The organism is Legionella brunensis (assembly GCF_001467025.1).
GTDB lineage: Bacteria > Pseudomonadota > Gammaproteobacteria > Legionellales > Legionellaceae > Tatlockia > Tatlockia brunensis.
The window spans coordinates 26574-45306 of record NZ_LNXV01000004.1 but is presented as its reverse complement, the minus strand read 5'-3'; the positions used below and the strand labels follow the sequence as shown (position 1 = coordinate 45306).

Sequence of the window (18733 nt, the reverse complement as noted above, 5' to 3'; positions counted from 1 at the left end):
CTATGGATCCAATAACCTGATTCCAGGATATTATCGTTTGTTAAGTAATCTTGCGATGTCTTTAGCAAAGTAGGAAATGATTAAGTCCGCTCCGGCACGTCGTATGGCCAATAAACTTTCTACCATAGCCTGCTCCTCATTAAGCAAACCCTGTGCGGCAGCATTTTTGAGCATGGAGTATTCGCCACTCACTTGATAAGCACCTAAAGGTATTTCAGGAAACTGTTGTTTAATCCTAAAAATAATGTCCAAATAATTCATGGCAGGTTTGACCATTAACATATCGGCACCTTCGGCAACATCAAGCGCTGCTTCCCTAAAAGCCTCATTGCCATTACTTGGGTCCATTTGATAAGTTTTTCTGTCGCCAAATTGAGGCGCACCTTGTGCTGCTTCCCTGAAAGGGCCATAGAAACTGGAGCTATATTTCACCGCATAACTCAAAATAGCGGTGTTAATATAACCTGCCTCATCTAAAGCCTGACGAATAGCAGTGACCATACCATCCGTCATGCTGCTGGGAGCTACCCAATCGGCACCGGCTTGTGCATGACTAACCGCCTGCTGTGCTAATGATGCTAATGTTTTGTCGTTATCGATGTGTTTGCCTTTTAAAATTCCGCAATGTCCATGACTAGTGTATTCACAAAAACAAACATCGGTAATAATTAACATATCGGGGTTAATATTACGTATTTTGCGGATGGCTTGCTGGATGATTCCCTCTGAATGTAAAGAGGCGCTTCCTTCGGTATCTTTGTGAGCAGGAATACCAAAGAGCAGTACAGCAGGGATACCTAATGCTGAAAGTTCATCTATTTCTGCAGGTAAGCATTCCAAACTTAATTGAAATTGTCCCGGCATGCTTTTGATTTCTTGTTTATCTGTCAAAACTTCGCTAATGAACACAGGCGCAATAAATTGCTGCGCATGCAAACGGGTTTCCTGCAGCATCAATCTAGCAGTTGACGTTCGGCGCAACCGTTTCAAACGCAGAGGAAGATCGTAATTTGTCATTGGCTATTCCTTCCGATGAGTATAGAGCAAATCAATGCCACTGCCTGCAAGACTGGAGTTGACTTGAACACTAAAAAATTTATTGAGCAAATAAGTTAGGGTAACCACATTGCTGTCTGTTTTTGCCAAACCATAATTATAACTTACATATAAACGTTTAGATAAAGATTTTCCAACTACTACTGAGGTTTGATCTGTTATTTGATTACTTTTCTCATCAAATTTAGGTGTGGTTTCCATACCTACATCTACACCAAGTGTTTGCTTTAGCTGTTCTACTAATTGCGTTCCATTAGCCCCTGAACCGAGATTCATGGAGGAAATGGCTGCAAGCAATAATTGTCCGCCTGCTTTATTTGCTTGGCGTGCTGGTCTACCAAGCAATAACATCGACAAAATATCAGCTTGGGATAAGGTGCTAGGAATGGAAAATAATTCCACTTTAGGGGCAGTTAAACGACCAGTGACGTCTATGCCGACAGTTGTTTTAGTGCCAAAATCAAGGGTTTGTAAATTCGCATTATTAAAATCTAGTAATTGATTTGAGCCAGCAAAGCTATTGGTTGCGTTTTTAAATTGACGAACCGCACGAACACGAATCCCAGGATTCAACACAGAGCCACCAGTAAATAAAAGCTGTCCTTGCTCAATTGCCAGATCTTGCCCATAAGCCTGATATTTTCCATCTTTAACATTGAGCTCTCCCGTGGCATTGAGAGGCTCTTGTGGTAATTGGTGTATTCGAATAGCGCCCGTCAAAAAGCCCTTCAGTCCTTTGACATCGAGTGATACATCATCCCCCATTTCCAAACGGACATCTGTATTTACATGCAAGGGGTTCACAGGACGTTCATTACCCTCAAAAACTACATCCTCTGATAGGCTTACAGAATTAGTGAATGATTGAGGTTTGATCTGTGCTTTAGGAATAACAATGGTACCTTTTACCGTAACTGCAGTAGGGTTAAATTCAACGAGCAATTTGGGTGAGATATGAACCAAATACTCAGGGGTGTTGAGTAAAGTAAAATTATTACCATCTAAATGGATTAATCCTGTTATTTGTGGCGCAAAAATTCCTTGACCTTCAAGCGCTAATGTATCGTTATTTGAAGCCAAAGAGCCATGAGCTTGCCATTCCTTATTACGACTTTGCATTTCGAATTGAATATTATGAAAATCAAGACCCCAGTTGGTCAGAGAAACTTGGCCCTTTTTAAGGGTAATGTTGCCTTCAACAATTGGTTTAGCGATGGTACCTTTGGTTTGAAGAATAGCGCTTAATTGCCCCTCGGGCTTGCTAATTTCTGGACTAAAACTTTGCAGAAAATTTAAAGAATTGACATCAAAACGCAAACCTCCTTGAATATCTTGATTCGCCAAACCTTTTTGCAATTGTAAATGAGGTAGCTTGAATGCCAGAGTCAGGCTTTTATCTTTATCGATAGTAAGCAAGCCATTTAAAACCAAATCCTCAGGTGTTAATGACGCATGCAGCTGGCCTCCTGCAAATTTTAAACGAGAAGTGTTCTCTTCCTCAAGCTGGTATTGTCCTGGTTTGATAAGTAAATTGGCCTTTCCTTTCATCGCATTGCTTAAGGTGAGATCTGCAGTGATTAACGTGTCTAATCCAGCCAGCGAAGGATAGAGTATGGCTGGCTTGGGGATAGTTGCTTTAGCTTGCCATCGATAGGGAAGGGTACCATTAATTTCTAATTGGTTGCTTCCTAAGCTAACCCGCCCTTTGAGATGCTGTTGCTGATAGTTAATATTGGCAAGCAAAGGATTATCAAAATAACGGGCATTTAAATGAGTGTCCAGCACGAGGCCAAGCAGAGAGTCTCCGGCAAATTGGGTATCGAATTTTAAGTCTTTGAGAGTAGGGTGCAATTCTTGAGAGTGAGTTGATTCTGCATGCAGGTTTCCTTTAATTTTTGGAGAAATTGCATTATCAAAATTAAAATTAAAGTTTAAATTAGCTTCACTCAGTTTAACTGTACCTGCAGCAGTAACTCCTTGTGCTAAAGTTTGTGCTTTAACGGCAATTTCGGATTGTAGGGGAGACGTCGTGTTTGAATAAAATCCAATAGTAATATTGGGGATAAAGCCGTCCGCTGTAATTTGACCTTTGGAGCTTGCCAGTTTGTTTTCTTTATCGATAGGCCATATAAATTCTTGCCACTGTGCTTGAGTATGAAGTTCATGCCCTTGTTTAAGTACACCATTTAAACTAAGACGACTTGGAGCTGTTAGTTCTCCTTGCCAATGATAGAGGAAAAAATTACCGCCTAACTTTAAAAGGCCATGCAGTTGGGAGTCATGGTTAATCTTACCTTTTAGCTTAACTTCTGCTGATAAAGCGAAAGGAATAACAGGCTGTGCGTTAAGAGTCGTGGCAAAATTAATATTGCCACTATCAAAATTTAACTGTTTGATTTGCCATTGCTGATTAGTAAGTTTTGCTTGAGCCTTAATATTTTGGATTTCGTAAGTAGTATTATCTTGGGTAAGTTGAGCTTGATTGATAAATGCTTTTTGCAGAGAAATTTCGAAAGGGAGTCTCGGAATCTCCATAGTAGTTTTGGTCTTGTCTACGCTATTGTTAGAGAACTTGACTTGATCAACGGTTAAAGCTTCAATAGCTAATCTATGCCGAAACAGCTCTGTAAGTTGCCATTCTAGTTCTACATTTTTCAGGATTATTGTAGTTGTTTTATCGCGATAGCTAAAATCACCTAATGAACAGTGACTTAATAATCGCCCATTAACATTGCTAACTTGTAGGTTGCCTGGTAATAAATAACTCGCTAATTTAAGTGTCAGAAACAAACCTGGTGTCGTGGTTGTACAAAAAATAGCGATGCTGGCCAATAGGATAAATGCCAGAAGCAGGCTATACATGACTGATTTAAGAATTTTAATAAGAAATCGCATTTATAAATCAGGACCCATATTAATGACGAGTTTTGGTTTTTTCTCGCTGCGATTGAAATGGTTATCCATTGCTTGCGCAACACCAACTTTAATAGGACCCACTGGGGATACCCACATTAGACCAATACCAGCGTCATACTTTAAATCCTTGGATATTGGCACGTAAACATCTCCACTGTCAAAAAAACTAACAAAATACCAGTGTTCGACAGTCTCTTTTTGAATTTCAAGGCCGTTATAAGTCAAAACTTTACCTGGACCAAGCGAATTGTAACTATATGCTTTTAGGTTATCAGACCCTCCGAGTAATAAAGCTAAAGATAAAGGCATTTGGTTAATGTCCTGGATGGCTGTGATGCCCTGAATAGAATGGAAGTAAAAACGAGTACGTAGTGGTTCAATAGTTAGCGCGGCTTTAATATTAATCGAAGCTTGCGCAAAATTAACCTCTGATAAAATTTTTCTGCTAGCGCCTAAGCCACTGATGGTTATATTATATCCAGAGCGAGAAAAAAGTTTATCTTCGGCGTTTAGCCAGGTAAAACTGGCTTTAGGGAATAACGTAGTTTTTTCTTCCCTGGGTTGTGCAGCATAAGTGTAGCGTTCATACAATCCGTTTAATGATAAGCTACGTTGGAATCGTGTATTGGTGTGTTGTTGAGCAACAGAGGTTAATACAGAATTACTTGAACCACTGTCATAATTTAAATGGGCGAGATTAGCGGTGATGTTGTATTGATCGGTAACCGGATTAGTTCCTGGTATCACGTATTGCGCTTGCAGTGCATTTTCTCTGAAGGAACCAAGGGCGACAGCGTTAAATTTATCACCCGCCGGATTAACAGGGACGATGTGGTAGCCAAGACGGCCACGTGGTCCTGTATCAGTACCAAACCCAAGTCCAAATGAATAATTAAATCTTGGAGCACGCTGCAAATGAACATCAACGGGGATATGGCGAGAACTATCTAGCTGTGGTTTTACGGAAACATTATTGAAATATCCACTAAATGCTAATTGATTATTTAACGCTAAAATTTGGTCAGTAGAGTAGGGTTGACCATATTTAAATGGCACATAGCGATGCAACAATTTAGGTGAAATAAAGGTAGGATCAAATCTTACCTGTCCGAAATAAAATTGGGGGCCTGTATCAAGGATGAGGCTAATTGATGCAGTGTCATTGTCCGGGTGAATAAGAATTTCTGCTTTTTCAAAAGCGGCTCGCATGAAACCTTGGTGTTCTGCCGTATTTAATAAATTTTGTTTGATTTCTTCGTATTTAACAGTGTTAAGAGGATCGCCTTTTTTGACAGGTAGAGGTTCTAAGACACGTTTGATAACAGGATTATTGGCTCCTTCTCCTTTAATTTTGATGCGAACATCTGAGATCAGCACTTGTGGCCCTGGAGCGATAGCAATCCGTAAAGGCTGATGACTCAAGAGAGTGATTTGTGGTTTAAAATAACCGTAGGGTTGCATTGCTTTAGCGATTTGCAGGCTAAGTTCGTCATCAGACACACTACTCAAAAGTTTGTCTTTGGCAAGTTCAGTTAGCCGTGCCTCAATATTAGCAGCAATCATTTTTTTCACACCTGTAATCTGAATAGTGGGGGTCGTTGCTGCAACAAGCAAGACAGAACTAATCATGATTAGTAGGAGGCGTAATTTCTTTTTCATATCATAAGGTTTACAGTTTTAGCCCAGGCGAAGGCGATGCGATATCCTGGGAAACTAGTTACAATTCGATCACTCATAGCGTTATTCGACCGCATGACTGGCTTCTATTGTTTTTAAGCGATAAACCAATTCTAGGGCTTCTCGGGGTGACAAATTATCAGCATTAATTTTTGCCAACTCCGTAAGTACTGGCGAACTCAATTTTGCAACTTGAACTGCAGATTGCTGCTTTTCTGATTGCTGCACAAGATTTAAGTGTGCAGAGGCAATCGTTAATACCTCGTGAGGAATGCCTGCCAATTGGGCAACTTCTAAGCCATAGCTGCGATTAGCGGCACCTTCTTCAATTCGATAGAGAAAGACAATCCGTCCTGTTGTTAAAGTTGCTTGCAAGTGAATATTCTTTATACAGGGAAATTGTGTAGGTAAATTTGTTAATTCAAAATAATGAGTGGAGAATAGCGTATAGGCTTGGATAGTGTTTGCCAAATAAGCACAGGTAGCATAAGCGAGAGCCATACCATCATAGGTGCTGGTCCCTCGGCCAATTTCATCAATAAGTACCAAACTTTGATTGGTTGCCTGTCGCAAAATATGTGCTGTTTCAGTCATTTCCACCATAAAAGTTGAACGACCAGAAGCGAGATCATCGCTTGCCCCAATGCGGGTGAAAATTTTATCAACGGGCCCTATGCGTGCTTGATTCGCTGGAACATAACTTCCAATATAGGCTAGAAGTACAATCAATGCATTTTGGCGCATGTAAGTCGATTTACCACCCATATTAGGGCCGGTAATCAATAAGATATTTTGAGTCTTATTCAAATTTAAATCGTTGGCGATAAACTGCTCTTGCAAAACCTGCTCAACTACTGGATGGCGACCTGCTTTTACATCGATACCAGGGGTTGAAATTAACTGCGGACGGCACCAATTTAAACATTGCGCGCGTTCTGCAAAAGTAATTAACACATCAAGCTCAGCAATGGCTTGGGCTAGTTGTGTTAAGGGGATAATAAATTGCAGGACTTCCTCTAATAAATTTTCATAAAGCCATTTTTCCCTCGCCAAGGCTTTCACTTGTGCTGATAGAACTTTTTCCTCAAAGACTTTTAATTCAGGTGTGATATAGCGCTCTACATTCTTTAAGGTTTGTTTGCGTTGATAATTGATAGGGGCTTTTTCAGCTTGGGCACGTGATAATTCAATGTAATAGCCCTGGACGCGATTATAGCCAAATTTTAAAGAGGAAAGACCAGAGCGTTGCTTTTCGGCGCTTTCCAGCTCGATGAGCTTTTCTGTAGCATTGTCATTTAGTCCTCTTAGCTCATCAAGTTCTTCATCAAAACCAGGTGCAATAACGCCTCCATCGCGAATTAGCATGGGTGGATTATCAACGAGAGCAGCGGCTAAAAGATCATATAAAACAGGTTGTGGTATAAGTTTACTGGCTAATTTTGTAAGCAAAGAAACCTTATTGTTACTGAGTGCCGCATTGAGAGCAGGTAGAAGAAATAAAGTCTCACGTAGTTGAACCAAGTCACGTGGCCGAGCAGATTTTAAAGCGACTCGGGAGGCAATGCGCTCAATATCACACATTTGTCGCAGTAATGCATAAAGAGTAGCATCCTGCTTTTTCTCGATTAATTCAGAAACAGCTTGCTGTCTTTCTTCAATTAATTTATGTTGACTTAGTGGTCTGCCCAGCCATCTTTTCAAGAGACGGCTTCCCATGGCACAGGCTGTGTGATCAAGAACCGCGAGTAGGCTATTTTCACGTCCGCCCTGATAGTTTTCAAATAGCTCTAAATGTTTTTGTGTTGCTGCATCAAGTTGCAGATAATCGGCATTTTGCTCCAAAGTAAGTTGGGTCAAGTGGGGGAGTGATTGACGTTGGGTGGTTTGTAAATAAGTTAATAAGCAGCCTGCCGCAGGGAAGGCTATTGCATAGTTCTTCTCACCGAATCCGGCTAAATTACTGACAGAAAATTGCTCACAGAGTAATTGGCGAGAGCGTTGGCGCTCAAATTCCCAGTCGGGACGAATTTTAACGGCATAATTTTCGCGTAAAACAGGTAGAAGTAAAGAGTTAGGCAGTAAAATTTCTGCAGGTTGCAAGCGATTAATTTCCGCAATTAGCTGGGCATCTTCCTCTACCTGTAATAGATGGAAACGTCCACCGCTTAAATCAACCCATGCCAAACCATATTGTTTTTGCTGGGAATGAATAGCAAGTAAGATATTATCGCGCCTTGCATCTAGCAAAGCTTCATCTGTTACCGTGCCTGGAGTTATTATACGCGTGACCTGACGTTCGACAGGACCTTTACTGGTTGCAGGATCACCAATTTGCTCACAAATAGCAACAGATTCTCCTTTTTTTAGTAGGCGTGCTAAATAGTTTTCTACAGCATGGTAGGGAACACCGGCCATTGGTATTGGTTTATCAGCAGACTGTCCTCGATGTGTTAGGGTAAGATCGAGCAATTGTGCTGCCCGTTTAGCATCATCATAAAAAAGTTCATAAAAATCCCCCATCCGATAGAAAAGAAGCATATCGGGGTATTCTGATTTAATGCGCAGATATTGCTGCATCATAGGAGTATGCGTTACAGACATAGCGTTCTAGTTCTAAAGGAATAAATTTTTAGGGATTCTAACAAATGCATCTAACCAAGTCAGTAAACTAGTTATCTTTCTCGTAACGCTTCTTGCTTGGCTTTAATCAGAGGTTTTAGCAGGTATTGGAGAAGGGTTTTTTCCCCTGTTTTAATATGCACTGTTGCTGTCATGCCTGGCATGATATAAAGCTTCTGTTGTTTGTTTCCTAAATAATTTTGATCAGTTCGGACATGGACAAGAAAATAATAATCTTGTCGAGCTTCTGGCGTTAGTTGTTCCTCTTTGATGGCATCAGCACTAATGTATTCCACTTTGCCGGACAGTCCACCGTAGATAGAGTAATCATATGCGGTAATCTTAACGGTAGCATGCTGTCCGAGCTGAACAAAGCCAATATCTTGCGGTCGAATTTTTGCTTGGATTAATAATTTGTCCTCTAAAGGAACAATTTCCATGATCACATCGCCAGGTTTGACGACACCACCCATGGTGACAAAATTTAGTTTTTTTACAATACCATTAACTGGTGAAACAAGTTGAGTACGTACCATCTTATCTCTAAGTGAGTTTAATTGTTCAACAACAATAGAAAGCTCTGCCTTATGATTATTTAAATTTGTTAAGGCTTCCTCACGAAATTTATCTTTTTGGTTTTCCATTTGAATTTTAATTTCATTCGCTGCTCGCACGCTACGAATGTATTCAATTTTTGAAGCATATCCTTTTTGCATTAGAGGAATGTACATTTGAATTTCTTGATTGATTAGATCATGGCTATGTTGCAATAAATTGAGTTGCTCTTGCAGCGCTTTTTTTCTAGCAGTAAAAAGATTAACTTCACGAGACTTTAGTTCGGGATTTTTGTTTAAACTCTCTGGAAAAATGATTGTATCCTGGTTGTTTACCTCAGCGTTAAAACGAGCAACCATTGCCGATAATGCTAAATATTTCTCAAAAGCCTGCGAAAAATCTGCTTTATAACGCACGTCATCGAGTTCCAGAAGAGGTTGGTCTTTTTTGACCATGTCCCCTTCTTTGATCATGATTTTTTCAATGATGCCGCCGTCTAGGCTTTGTATATTTTTAATCTGCGAAGAAGGGATAACCTTACCTTCCCCAACGGTAATCTCCTCAATCTCACCAAAATAGGCCCAGATTAATGCTGATAGAATCAATAGGATAGTAATGATTAGAACCCCATGAGCGAGAGGTGTGGATTTATTCAATAACGCTGATTTGCTATCTGTTATGAATTCTTCCTCTTCTTGAGACGGTGTAGTTCGTTTAAAAATTTTATTAAATACATTTTTCCATTTCATAATGCCTGCTTTTTAGATTGGATCTTCATAAGGGTGGCTAAGACTTTTTCTTTAGACCCATCAAGAACAATACGCCCATTGTCAATTAAGATAATGCGCGTTGCCAAAGCAAGCATTGAAAATCTATGAGTCACAAGAATCAAGGTCTTAGTCTGTAAATAAGGATTTATATTATTAATAAGTTCTTGTTCCGCCGCATCATCCATAGCGCTGCTTGGTTCATCCATTAGAATGAGGGGAGGGTCTCCAATTAAAGCACGAGAAATACTAATGAGTTGCCGTTGCCCCCCTGACAACCCTTCGCCACGCTCACCAATCTTTAAATTAAATCCTTCAGGATGTTGATCAATAAATTTAATTGCTCCGGAGATTTCGCTTGCGCGAATAATGGCGTTATCATTACTCCAGGGCATTGAGATGGCAATATTATCTCGTAATGTGCCTGAGAATAAGATTGTCTCCTGGGGAATATAGCCAATATTTCTGCGGATTTCTGCAGGATCAAGTTGATTAATGTCAACCCCGTCAATATAGATAGATCCTCTTTGTGGTTGATAAAGTTTTAGTAATAATTTTTGGATGGTGGTTTTTCCTGAGCCAATATGACCGAGTAAGGCAACACGCTCACCGGGGGTTATTTTAAAGTTAATGTTGTTTAAAGCTGGTGAAGATTGTTCAGAATATGAAAAAGTGACATCTTTAAATTCTATTTCGCCTTTGATAAAGGGACGAGATATAAAAGAGCGCACCTCATCAAATTCTGATTCAGTATTCATTAATTTATTTAAATCATGCAATGCTGTTTTTGCTTGCTGAAAGCGAGTAATGATATTGGCGAATTGTCCTAGAGGGGCAATTACTCTTCCTGCCAACATACTGCAGGCAATGAGTCCTCCTAATGACAGGAGCCCTTTTTCAATTTGATAAACGCCAACAACCACTGTAAGAATAATCACTAATTGTTGAATAAAATACGTGATATTGACCATGGAGCCGGATAGAAAACGAGATTTTAAATTTAAACGTGAGCTTATAGCGACGATATTCTCCCATTTTCCTTGAGCAACACCTTGGGCATTGAGACTTTTAATAGTTTCAAGACCTGATAAATTCTCAAATAAGATGCCGTTTTTTTTTGCTGAGGCATAGTTTGCTTCTTTGACAACTCGGCTAAGAGGCTTTTCAATAATCCAGGCTAGTGCAAATAAAATGGGTACAGCAATTAATGAGACTAAAGCTACGGGAAAAGAAAGGTAGCAGATAAACGCAAGGAAGATGAGTATAAACGGTACATCAATCAAGGTGGTTAAAGTCGAGGAAGTAATAAAATCACGTATGAATTCAAACTCTTTTAAAGTGTTGACCAGCTCACCTGTGGACTTAGGTTTTTTTATGAGCTGTAGGTTTAAGACCTGAGTAAATAGTTTGCTAGTAATAACAATGTCTGTTTTTTTCCCGTTAACATCAATTAAATAGGCCCTCATAAAACGGAGTATTAGGTCAAAAAATAAGAGGACTAGAATGCCAATGGTCAATACCCATAATGTTAAAATTGCATTATTAGGTACAACCCGATCATAAATATTCATTACAAATAAAGGGCTGGCTAGAGTAAACACGTTAATTATTAATGCGCCTGCTAAAACATCATAGTAGGTAGAGCGATATTCCCATAATGTTCCCCAGAACCAGGAACGGGTATGGTTGAGGGTAGGCCTCTCATAGTTAGCAACACGTTGGATGAATATTGTAAATCCAGTATATTGCTGTTCTAACTCAGTCAGCGGGATTGTTTGTAAGTGTTCTGGCATTTCTGATGAATAAATTTCAGCTGTTTTATCCGTTCGCTTCATTAGAATACAGGCGTTAGAATCCTTTAATAATAAGATAACGGGTAAAACCAAAGGAGATATTTTGTAGAGATTTTTATCCTTAATCTTTGCAACAAATCCACTACGCTCAGCTGCCCGAACAAATAATTGGGGACTAAGACGATTGTTAACTAATGGCAAACCCGCAATTAAGTTTTGCGAGGAAGCTGGTATGTGATTCAGCTCGCATAATTTCAGCAGGATTGTTAATAAATGATCGGTGTTGTCCATATTATTCCCAATTGTATTTAGTATTGTCGCAATCCTGCGAGATTTGGTTCCTTTATATTATTCAATTTGATAAATACTTAGGCAAATCTATCACTATTATAGTGGATATATGGAACAACGATTGTGACTGGGTGAACTCAGTGCGAGAAGTAGCGGAAATTGTTTTTTCAAGAACAGCATCATAGATGCCGTGCATAAAACACGGCACGTCGATATAAAAATGAGAATGCTTACCTTAGCTGGGCGAGTTTCATTCAATAGGGAATGAAACTCTTACTCTAATTGAGAAGATTATTTTGCAATTGCCTATCCAGTTCTTCAGCTGTCGTCACAGCAACGGCAGGTTTTATTGAGAAAAATCCCTGACTATAGCCCAAACTGAATCCATAGACGATTGTGTTAGCAATATGTTTAGCAAGATTTGTTAAATAATCTCCCCAACCTAAATCTTTTTGAAGGATTGGTTTTGCCTTATTAATTAAACGATTTGCTTCCAAGGCAAATTGCTGCATTTTTACTGAGTCAGGGGCAATAAACGCAAATATCATCGCATCCACCAAAGACAGGTGTAACTTTTCAGCTTCCTCCTTTGCTTTTGGGGAGTACTGCCCAATATTATCAATCTCTTTTTTAAATTCGGATAAAATCCTCTCAATCTGTTCTAGTTTAACTTTAAAAGCTTCCTTCTTATCTTCAGTATTTGGAGGTCGATGTCCCATTGAAGCCCCATTTTTTGCTTTTAGATAAACTTCCTCTGGTATCCCATGATGCGGACAACGATCAGTTTCTATCGATAAATAGGGGTCTAAAATTTCAATGTTTAATCTAACTTTTTCAGCTTCAAGAAAAGGAATGCAATATTCTATATTCGATGGGTAGGTGTAAATTTTTTCAATCTTATGAAGTTTGCATACATTCTTTAATGTATTAAAAAGATTAGCATCTGCCCAGGTTTGAGCAATGATTGTTGTATGTCTAATGATCGATAAAACATAATCAAGTCCATGCTTATCTATCAAAGTTGACATAAATGTAACTGGATTTTGATTTTCATATACAATGTTAGGCATATACTCATTAAGAGCATTGTCTTCAATTTCAAGATATAATTCTTTGTTTGTCGATAAAAGCATTTCAAAATTAGCAAGAAAATGTGCTTTGTTGTCAAAATTAGACTTTTCAACAAGTGCGCGAAGTTTTCTCCAGAACTTGATAACGTTGTCACTGTTGTCAATAATGATGAGTTTAGGTGTGTTTTCTTTGTTCCCCAGTTCAGCTATTAAGTCTATTGAGCGTAAGCCTGAAGTACCAATTAAGGTAATTTTACCTTCTTTAGTTTTATGCTCTTCTGATAAGTGTATCTTAGGGTCATTTCCTACTAAAAATGTTTTGTATTCAGTCAATTCTTTTGTCGAGGTTTGCTGGAATCGATAATTTTTTCTGGTTTGCTTTCCTCTCCAAAGGCGCTGTGCCAGAATGACTGCTTCTTCTTGAGTGTATGACTTGACCATTTAATCCACCATCGCTAACAAAAAGTGACTAAATTTTATCTATCAAATCTTAAGGGCATATTAGCTTTTCAAATTTTATTTAATTTTTTTCTTACTGAAAAAGCGTAGACAATCGCATAGAAAAAAGGACAGTATTATTTAAAGCGATAGTGAAGCTACTAAAAAGTTGCAAAAAAAATAGTTGTTGCGCTCTTAATTTGAACTGCCGAAGAGTTTATTTGCATCTATCTTTTGTAAGTCCTTCACTTAAGGTAAATTTTTGCTAGACTAATGAAGGGAAGTTAAAAACCTATGAACAATTACGGAGAATGATTATGAAACGTCTGGCTCTTCTAGCTGTAACCGCATTCGTGGCAGTATTACTGTCTGCTTGTGGTGAGAACGCAGAAAAAAAAGCTGAGAACAATGCTGCAACTACTGTAGAGCAACAGGATCAAAGCAAACCTGCAGATACTACTGGCACTACTCCTGATACTACTAAGACTGAACAAACAGGCCAGTAATTCAGAGTAAGAGTTTTAAACCCCGCGGTATGCGGGGTTTTTTTTGCAGTTCTTATTTAGGCAAAATATGAATAACCTGGCGATTTTAGTTCGTAAAGTAACGGGTAGTTTGCGGGCACTGCATTTGCAAATTGCCACAGCTGAGTCATGTACTGGTGGCTTAATAGCTGGACTATTAACAGATTTGTCAGGTAGCTCTAATTGGTTTGAAAGGGGTTTTGTAACCTATAGTAATTTAGCTAAAGAAGAAATGTTAGGAATTAAATCAGAATTGATCCAATTACACGGTGCTGTAAGTGAGCAAGTAGCAGAAGCCATGGTACTTGGGGCTTTGGAGTATAGTGCGGCTGACGTTGCCCTTGCTGTGACAGGGATTGCTGGTCCTAACGGCGGTAGTGATGAAAAACCTGTGGGTACGGTTTGGTTCGCTTGGGCTATGCGTGATCAACCTGCCGTAACAAAAGGTTGTTATTTTTCCGGGGTATCTCGAAAAAAAGTACGTCAATTGGCTTGTACCCGTGCCTTAGAAGGAGTACTTTCCTTATTAAAACCATCTTCCAAGTAATTCTGATTAGGAATACTTGTCATATTAACCATAAATCCCCCAATCTTCTTGCTCCAGAAATAAAAACTTGCGTCTTCATAAAAAGAAACCCTTTGATATTATTCTTGTTTGGACAACCAGGATTATTGCTCTATTTTTAGCGAATTCTTTAGCAAGCTCTAAGTTTGCTGCAGGCTCATATCTGTGTGATAATTTGCCCTTTGCACAAACGTGGGTGAATAATGGAAGACAATAAACAAAAAGCATTAAGTGCGGCACTCGCTCAAATCGAACGCCAATTTGGCAAAGGTTCTGTCATGCGCATGGGCGATAACCAGGCAGTGCGTGATATTGAAGCAATTTCAACAGGTTCTTTAGGTCTTGATATTGCTCTTGGCATTGGTGGATTACCAAGAGGAAGAATTGTTGAAATTTATGGTCCTGAATCATCAGGTAAGACAACGCTGACTCTGCAAGTCATTGCTGAATGTCAGAAAAAAGGTGGTACTGCAGCATTTGTCGATGCAGAGCACGCTCTTGATCCAAGTTATGCAGCTAAGCTTGGAGTGAATGTTGATGAATTATTAGTTTCACAACCTGACACTGGTGAGCAAGCTTTAGAAATTACAGATATGCTTGTCCGTTCTGCTGCGGTGGATGTGATCATTGTTGACTCAGTAGCTGCCTTGACACCGAAAGCTGAGATTGAAGGTGAAATGGGTGATACACATGTTGGTCTACAAGCCCGATTAATGTCGCAAGCACTCCGTAAATTAACAGCAAACATCAAACGTTCGAATACACTGGTAATTTTTATTAACCAAATCCGTATGAAAATTGGCGTGATGTTTGGTAATCCTGAAACAACCACGGGTGGTAATGCATTGAAATTTTATGCTTCGGTGCGCCTGGATATTCGTCGTGTCGGTTCAATCAAGAAGGGTGATGAGATTTTAGGTAGTGAAACACGCGTTAAAGTTGTTAAGAACAAAGTTGCACCGCCCTTTAAGACAACAGATTTTGATATTCTTTATAATGAAGGCATCTCTAGAGAAAGCGAAATTATCAACCTGGGTTCTCAATTAGGTCTCATTGAAAAATCAGGTGCCTGGTATAGCTACAACCAAGAAAAGATTGGTCAGGGCAAAGATAACGTTCGTTTATATTTGAAAGAAAATCCACAAATAGCTCAGACGCTAGAGCAGCAAATTAGAGCTGAGTTATTAGTGAAAAAATTAACAAATACTGAAAACATGGAAGAAGTATTAGAGAGTATAGATGACTAAAGCGTTTGACTGTGCAATGCGCCTGCTTACCAGGCGCGAGCACGGTGCTCAGGAGTTAGCTGACAAATTAGCGCAAAAAGGCTATGACCAAATGGAAATAGCTGAAGCAGTCGTTAAATGTCAGAATCTTGGTTTGCAAAGTGATGTGCGTTTTGTTGAATCTGTATGTGCCGTACGTATTCGTCAGGGGTATGGTCCTCTAAAGATCTTTCAGGAATTGCAAGCAAAACAAATTGCTCGGGAATTGATTGATGATGTCCTCAAACAGGAACAGAATAACTGGCTCAATTATGCACAAGCTGTTTGGGATAAAAAATATAAAAATCAAGAAACCTTATCCTATACGGAACTGCAAAAGGGACAGCGTTTTTTATTATATCGTGGTTTTCCGAGCGACATCATTGTCAAGGTTGTGAAGGAAGTTGATGTTATTCAATAATGGGTAGCACTCATGTAGAAAAATTCAGCAATAGTCTAACTTTATCCTGACAGGAAAGCTTAGTGGGTTACAAAAATTTTTCTATGGAAATGTTACAATTCGATGTTAAAAGGGCTTGATTTATCAAAATTGGCTCAAAACTAAAATGATAAGTGATGAATGATAAAATCATGAAAAGTTCAGAAATTAGACAGGCATTTATTGACTATTTTGCTCAAAAAGGACACCAAGTTGTTGAGTCCAGTTCCCTTGTACCGGGCAATGATCCTACTTTGCTGTTCACAAATGCGGGAATGGTACAGTTTAAGGATATTTTTCTTGGATTAGAGACTCGTCCTTATACGCGAGCAGTAAGTTCCCAACGCTGTGTTCGTGCAGGGGGCAAGCACAATGATTTGGAAAATGTGGGCTATACGGCAAGACACCATACATTTTTTGAGATGCTTGGTAATTTCAGCTTTGGTGATTATTTTAAACGTGAAGCAATTCGTTATGCTTGGGAATTTTTGACTGTTGTATTGAAACTGCCAGTCGAGCGTCTTTGGGTGACTGTGTATACAGAAGACGATGAGGCTGCTGATATTTGGTTAAATGAAATAGGCGTTTCAGCTCAACGCTTTTCACGTTGTGGGGAAAAGGATAATTTTTGGTCTATGGGGGATACAGGTCCCTGCGGCCCCTGCACGGAAATTTTTTACGACCATGGATCAGATATTGCCGGTGGACCTCCAGGAAGTCCAGATGCAGATGGCGATCGCTATATTGAAATCTGGAATCTGGTATTTATGCAGTTTAACCGCGATAAAGAGGGGCGTTTGCACCCTTTGCCCAAACCTTCTGTTGATACCGGTATGGGGCTTGAACGAATTTCAGCAGTGGTACAGGGGGTGCATAATAACTATGATATTGATAGTTTCCAGCATTTAATCCGTGGCATCTGTGAACTTGTTCCCAATGTTGATCCTCATCATGCTTCCTTAAAGGTGATTGCTGATCATATTCGCGCCTGTTCTTTTTTAATTGTTGATGGTGTAATGCCTGGTAATGAAGGAAGGGGTTATGTATTACGTCGCATTATTCGCCGAGCAATACGTCATGGGAATAAGCTTGGATTACCTACACCTTTCTTTTATAAGTTAGTAAAACCTCTAATTGATATAATGGGGGAAGCTTATCCAGAGCTTGCTACAAATCAGTCACAACTAGAGCGCATTTTAATTCAGGAGGAAAATCAATTCGCGCGGACTCTTGAACAAGGTCTACGTTTGCTACAAGAGCAAATCCAAAGCTTAAAAACAAAAGAGATTCCTGGTGATGTAGCATTTAAGCTCTATGATACTTATGGTTTTCCATTAGACTTAACAGCGGATATTGCACGTGAACAAGGGCTTTCTATCGATACCGAAGGCTTTAATCAATGTATGCAGCAACAACGTCAGTTATCGCAATCTGCGAGCCAGTTTACGACAGATTATTCAGCGTCGATAAATGTTGAAGAATCATCGGTGTTTCACGGTTATGAGAAGGTTAGCTTACAAGCCAAAGTTACCGCCATACTTTGCGATGGTGCGAAAGTTGAGAAATTATCTGCTGGTACCAATGCTGCAATTATTCTCGACAATACGCCTTTTTATGCAGAAAGTGGTGGGCAAGTAGGGGATCGTGGCCAGCTTATCCACAGCAATGCTCTATTTCAAGTGAATGATACGCAGCGAGTGGGCCAAGCCATTATTCACTACGGGCAATTACTCAAAGGTGAGTTCAAGGTTAATGAAGAAGTCAGTGCACAGGTCGACGTAGCTAGACGAGAGGCCATCCGTTTAAATCATACAGCAACACACCTATTGCATGCTGCTTTAAAAATAATTGTTGGGTCTCATGTGCAACAAAAAGGTTCTTTAGTCGATGCTGAGCGTGCACGCTTTGATTTTTCTCACTTTGAAGCGCTTACCCCCGTGCAATTACATCAATTAGAAATTCTTGTGAATAACCAGATACGTGCTAATGATCCAGTAGTGACGGAGTTAATGGATATTGAGGCTGCAAAACACAGTGGGGCTGTTGCCCTATTTGGGGAAAAATACAGTGACTCTGTACGTGTTCTCTCCATGGGGGATTTTTCAAAAGAGTTATGTGGTGGTACACATGCTTCACGTACAGGAGATATTGGGCTTTTCAAAATTATTGGAGAGTATGGCATTGCAAGTGGTGTTAGGCGTATCGAGTTGGTCACTGGGGCTTATGCCTTAGATTGGGTAAACCAGCAACTGGACAATTTAGATGCTGTTGCAGGCAAACTTAAAACATCGACTGCTAATGTGGCTGAAAAATTGTCACAATTTTTGCATGATGCAAAGCAACAAGAAAAAGAGTTAGGACGTTTACAAGCAAAGTTAACTGTGAAATCAAGTAGCGATTTGTTGTCTGAGGTGCAGTCAGTAAATGAGGTTAATTTGCTCGTTAAGCAATTGGATAATAGGGGCAGTCAAGCACTGAGAACAACTTTAGATCAGCTGAAATCTAGCTTGGATAATGCAGTTATTGTGTTGTTTGCTATTGCTGAGGACAAGATGAATGTTGTTGCTGGAGTGAGCAAAAGTCTTTTAGGTCGTGTACCTAGTGCTGCAGAGCTTGTTAAGCACTTATGTGGTAAAGGTGGTGGCAGGGAAGACATGGCTCAAGGTGGAGGACGTGTTCCGGAAGATCTGGAGGAAAAAATTTCCCAGATTAAAACAATGATCGTAGAGCACGCGGGTTAACAATAAAAAGACGGGGC

12 protein-coding genes are annotated in these 18733 nt (G+C 39.6%); 5 read left to right on the top strand and 7 right to left on the bottom strand.

Annotated features, from left to right (window positions below; genetic code table 11):
• Positions 1-30: 30 nt before the first annotated feature.
• The 7 genes from hemB to Lbru_RS01800 form a co-directional block, all read right to left on the bottom strand.
• Positions 31-1017 carry a porphobilinogen synthase gene (gene hemB, locus Lbru_RS01830; protein ID WP_058440480.1) on the bottom strand — a complete coding sequence of 329 codons (987 nt, stop codon included), beginning with the start codon at positions 1015-1017 and terminating at the stop codon, positions 31-33.
• Between the two features lie 3 nt (positions 1018-1020).
• Positions 1021-3951, bottom strand: a complete 2931-nt coding sequence (locus Lbru_RS01825) for a translocation/assembly module TamB domain-containing protein (RefSeq protein ID WP_058440479.1) — start codon at positions 3949-3951, stop codon at positions 1021-1023.
• Entirely contained in the window at positions 3952-5631 is a 1680-nt protein-coding gene (locus Lbru_RS01820; RefSeq protein ID WP_058440478.1) for an autotransporter assembly complex protein TamA, read from the bottom strand.
• Between the two features lie 81 nt (positions 5632-5712).
• The gene (gene mutS, locus Lbru_RS01815) at positions 5713-8250 is read right to left on the bottom strand and encodes a DNA mismatch repair protein MutS (protein WP_058440477.1); all 2538 of its coding nucleotides are present in this window, start codon (positions 8248-8250) and stop codon (positions 5713-5715) included.
• Positions 8251-8321: 71 nt separating this feature from the next.
• Positions 8322-9572: an HlyD family type I secretion periplasmic adaptor subunit gene (locus Lbru_RS01810; RefSeq protein WP_058440476.1), complete on the bottom strand. Its 1251-nt coding sequence runs from the start codon at positions 9570-9572 to the stop codon at positions 8322-8324.
• Positions 9569-11674: a type I secretion system permease/ATPase gene (locus Lbru_RS01805; protein ID WP_058440475.1), complete on the bottom strand. Its 2106-nt coding sequence runs from the start codon at positions 11672-11674 to the stop codon at positions 9569-9571. The genes Lbru_RS01810 and Lbru_RS01805 overlap by 4 nt, the downstream gene beginning before the upstream one ends.
• Before the next feature lie 278 nt (positions 11675-11952).
• Complete coding sequence (locus Lbru_RS01800; RefSeq protein ID WP_131793600.1) at positions 11953-13077, bottom strand: hypothetical protein; 1125 nt, start codon at positions 13075-13077, stop codon at positions 11953-11955.
• Between the two features lie 422 nt (positions 13078-13499).
• Between Lbru_RS01800 and Lbru_RS01795 the strand changes: the two genes are divergently transcribed.
• From Lbru_RS01795 to alaS, 5 genes are all read left to right on the top strand, one after another.
• Complete coding sequence (locus tag Lbru_RS01795) at positions 13500-13688, top strand: hypothetical protein (RefSeq protein WP_058440473.1); 189 nt, start codon at positions 13500-13502, stop codon at positions 13686-13688.
• A gap of 67 nt (positions 13689-13755) precedes the next feature.
• Positions 13756-14253, top strand: a complete 498-nt coding sequence (locus Lbru_RS01790; RefSeq protein ID WP_058440472.1) for a CinA family protein — start codon at positions 13756-13758, stop codon at positions 14251-14253.
• A 221-nt stretch (positions 14254-14474) separates the two neighbouring features.
• Entirely contained in the window at positions 14475-15518 is a 1044-nt protein-coding gene (gene recA / locus Lbru_RS01785; RefSeq protein WP_058440471.1) for a recombinase RecA, read from the top strand.
• Positions 15511-15957: a recombination regulator RecX gene (gene recX / locus Lbru_RS01780; protein ID WP_058440470.1), complete on the top strand. Its 447-nt coding sequence runs from the start codon at positions 15511-15513 to the stop codon at positions 15955-15957. Before recA ends, recX begins: the two co-directional genes overlap by 8 nt.
• Before the next feature lie 170 nt (positions 15958-16127).
• Complete coding sequence (alaS, locus tag Lbru_RS01775; protein WP_058440850.1) at positions 16128-18716, top strand: alanine--tRNA ligase; 2589 nt, start codon at positions 16128-16130, stop codon at positions 18714-18716.
• Positions 18717-18733 lie beyond the last annotated feature (17 nt).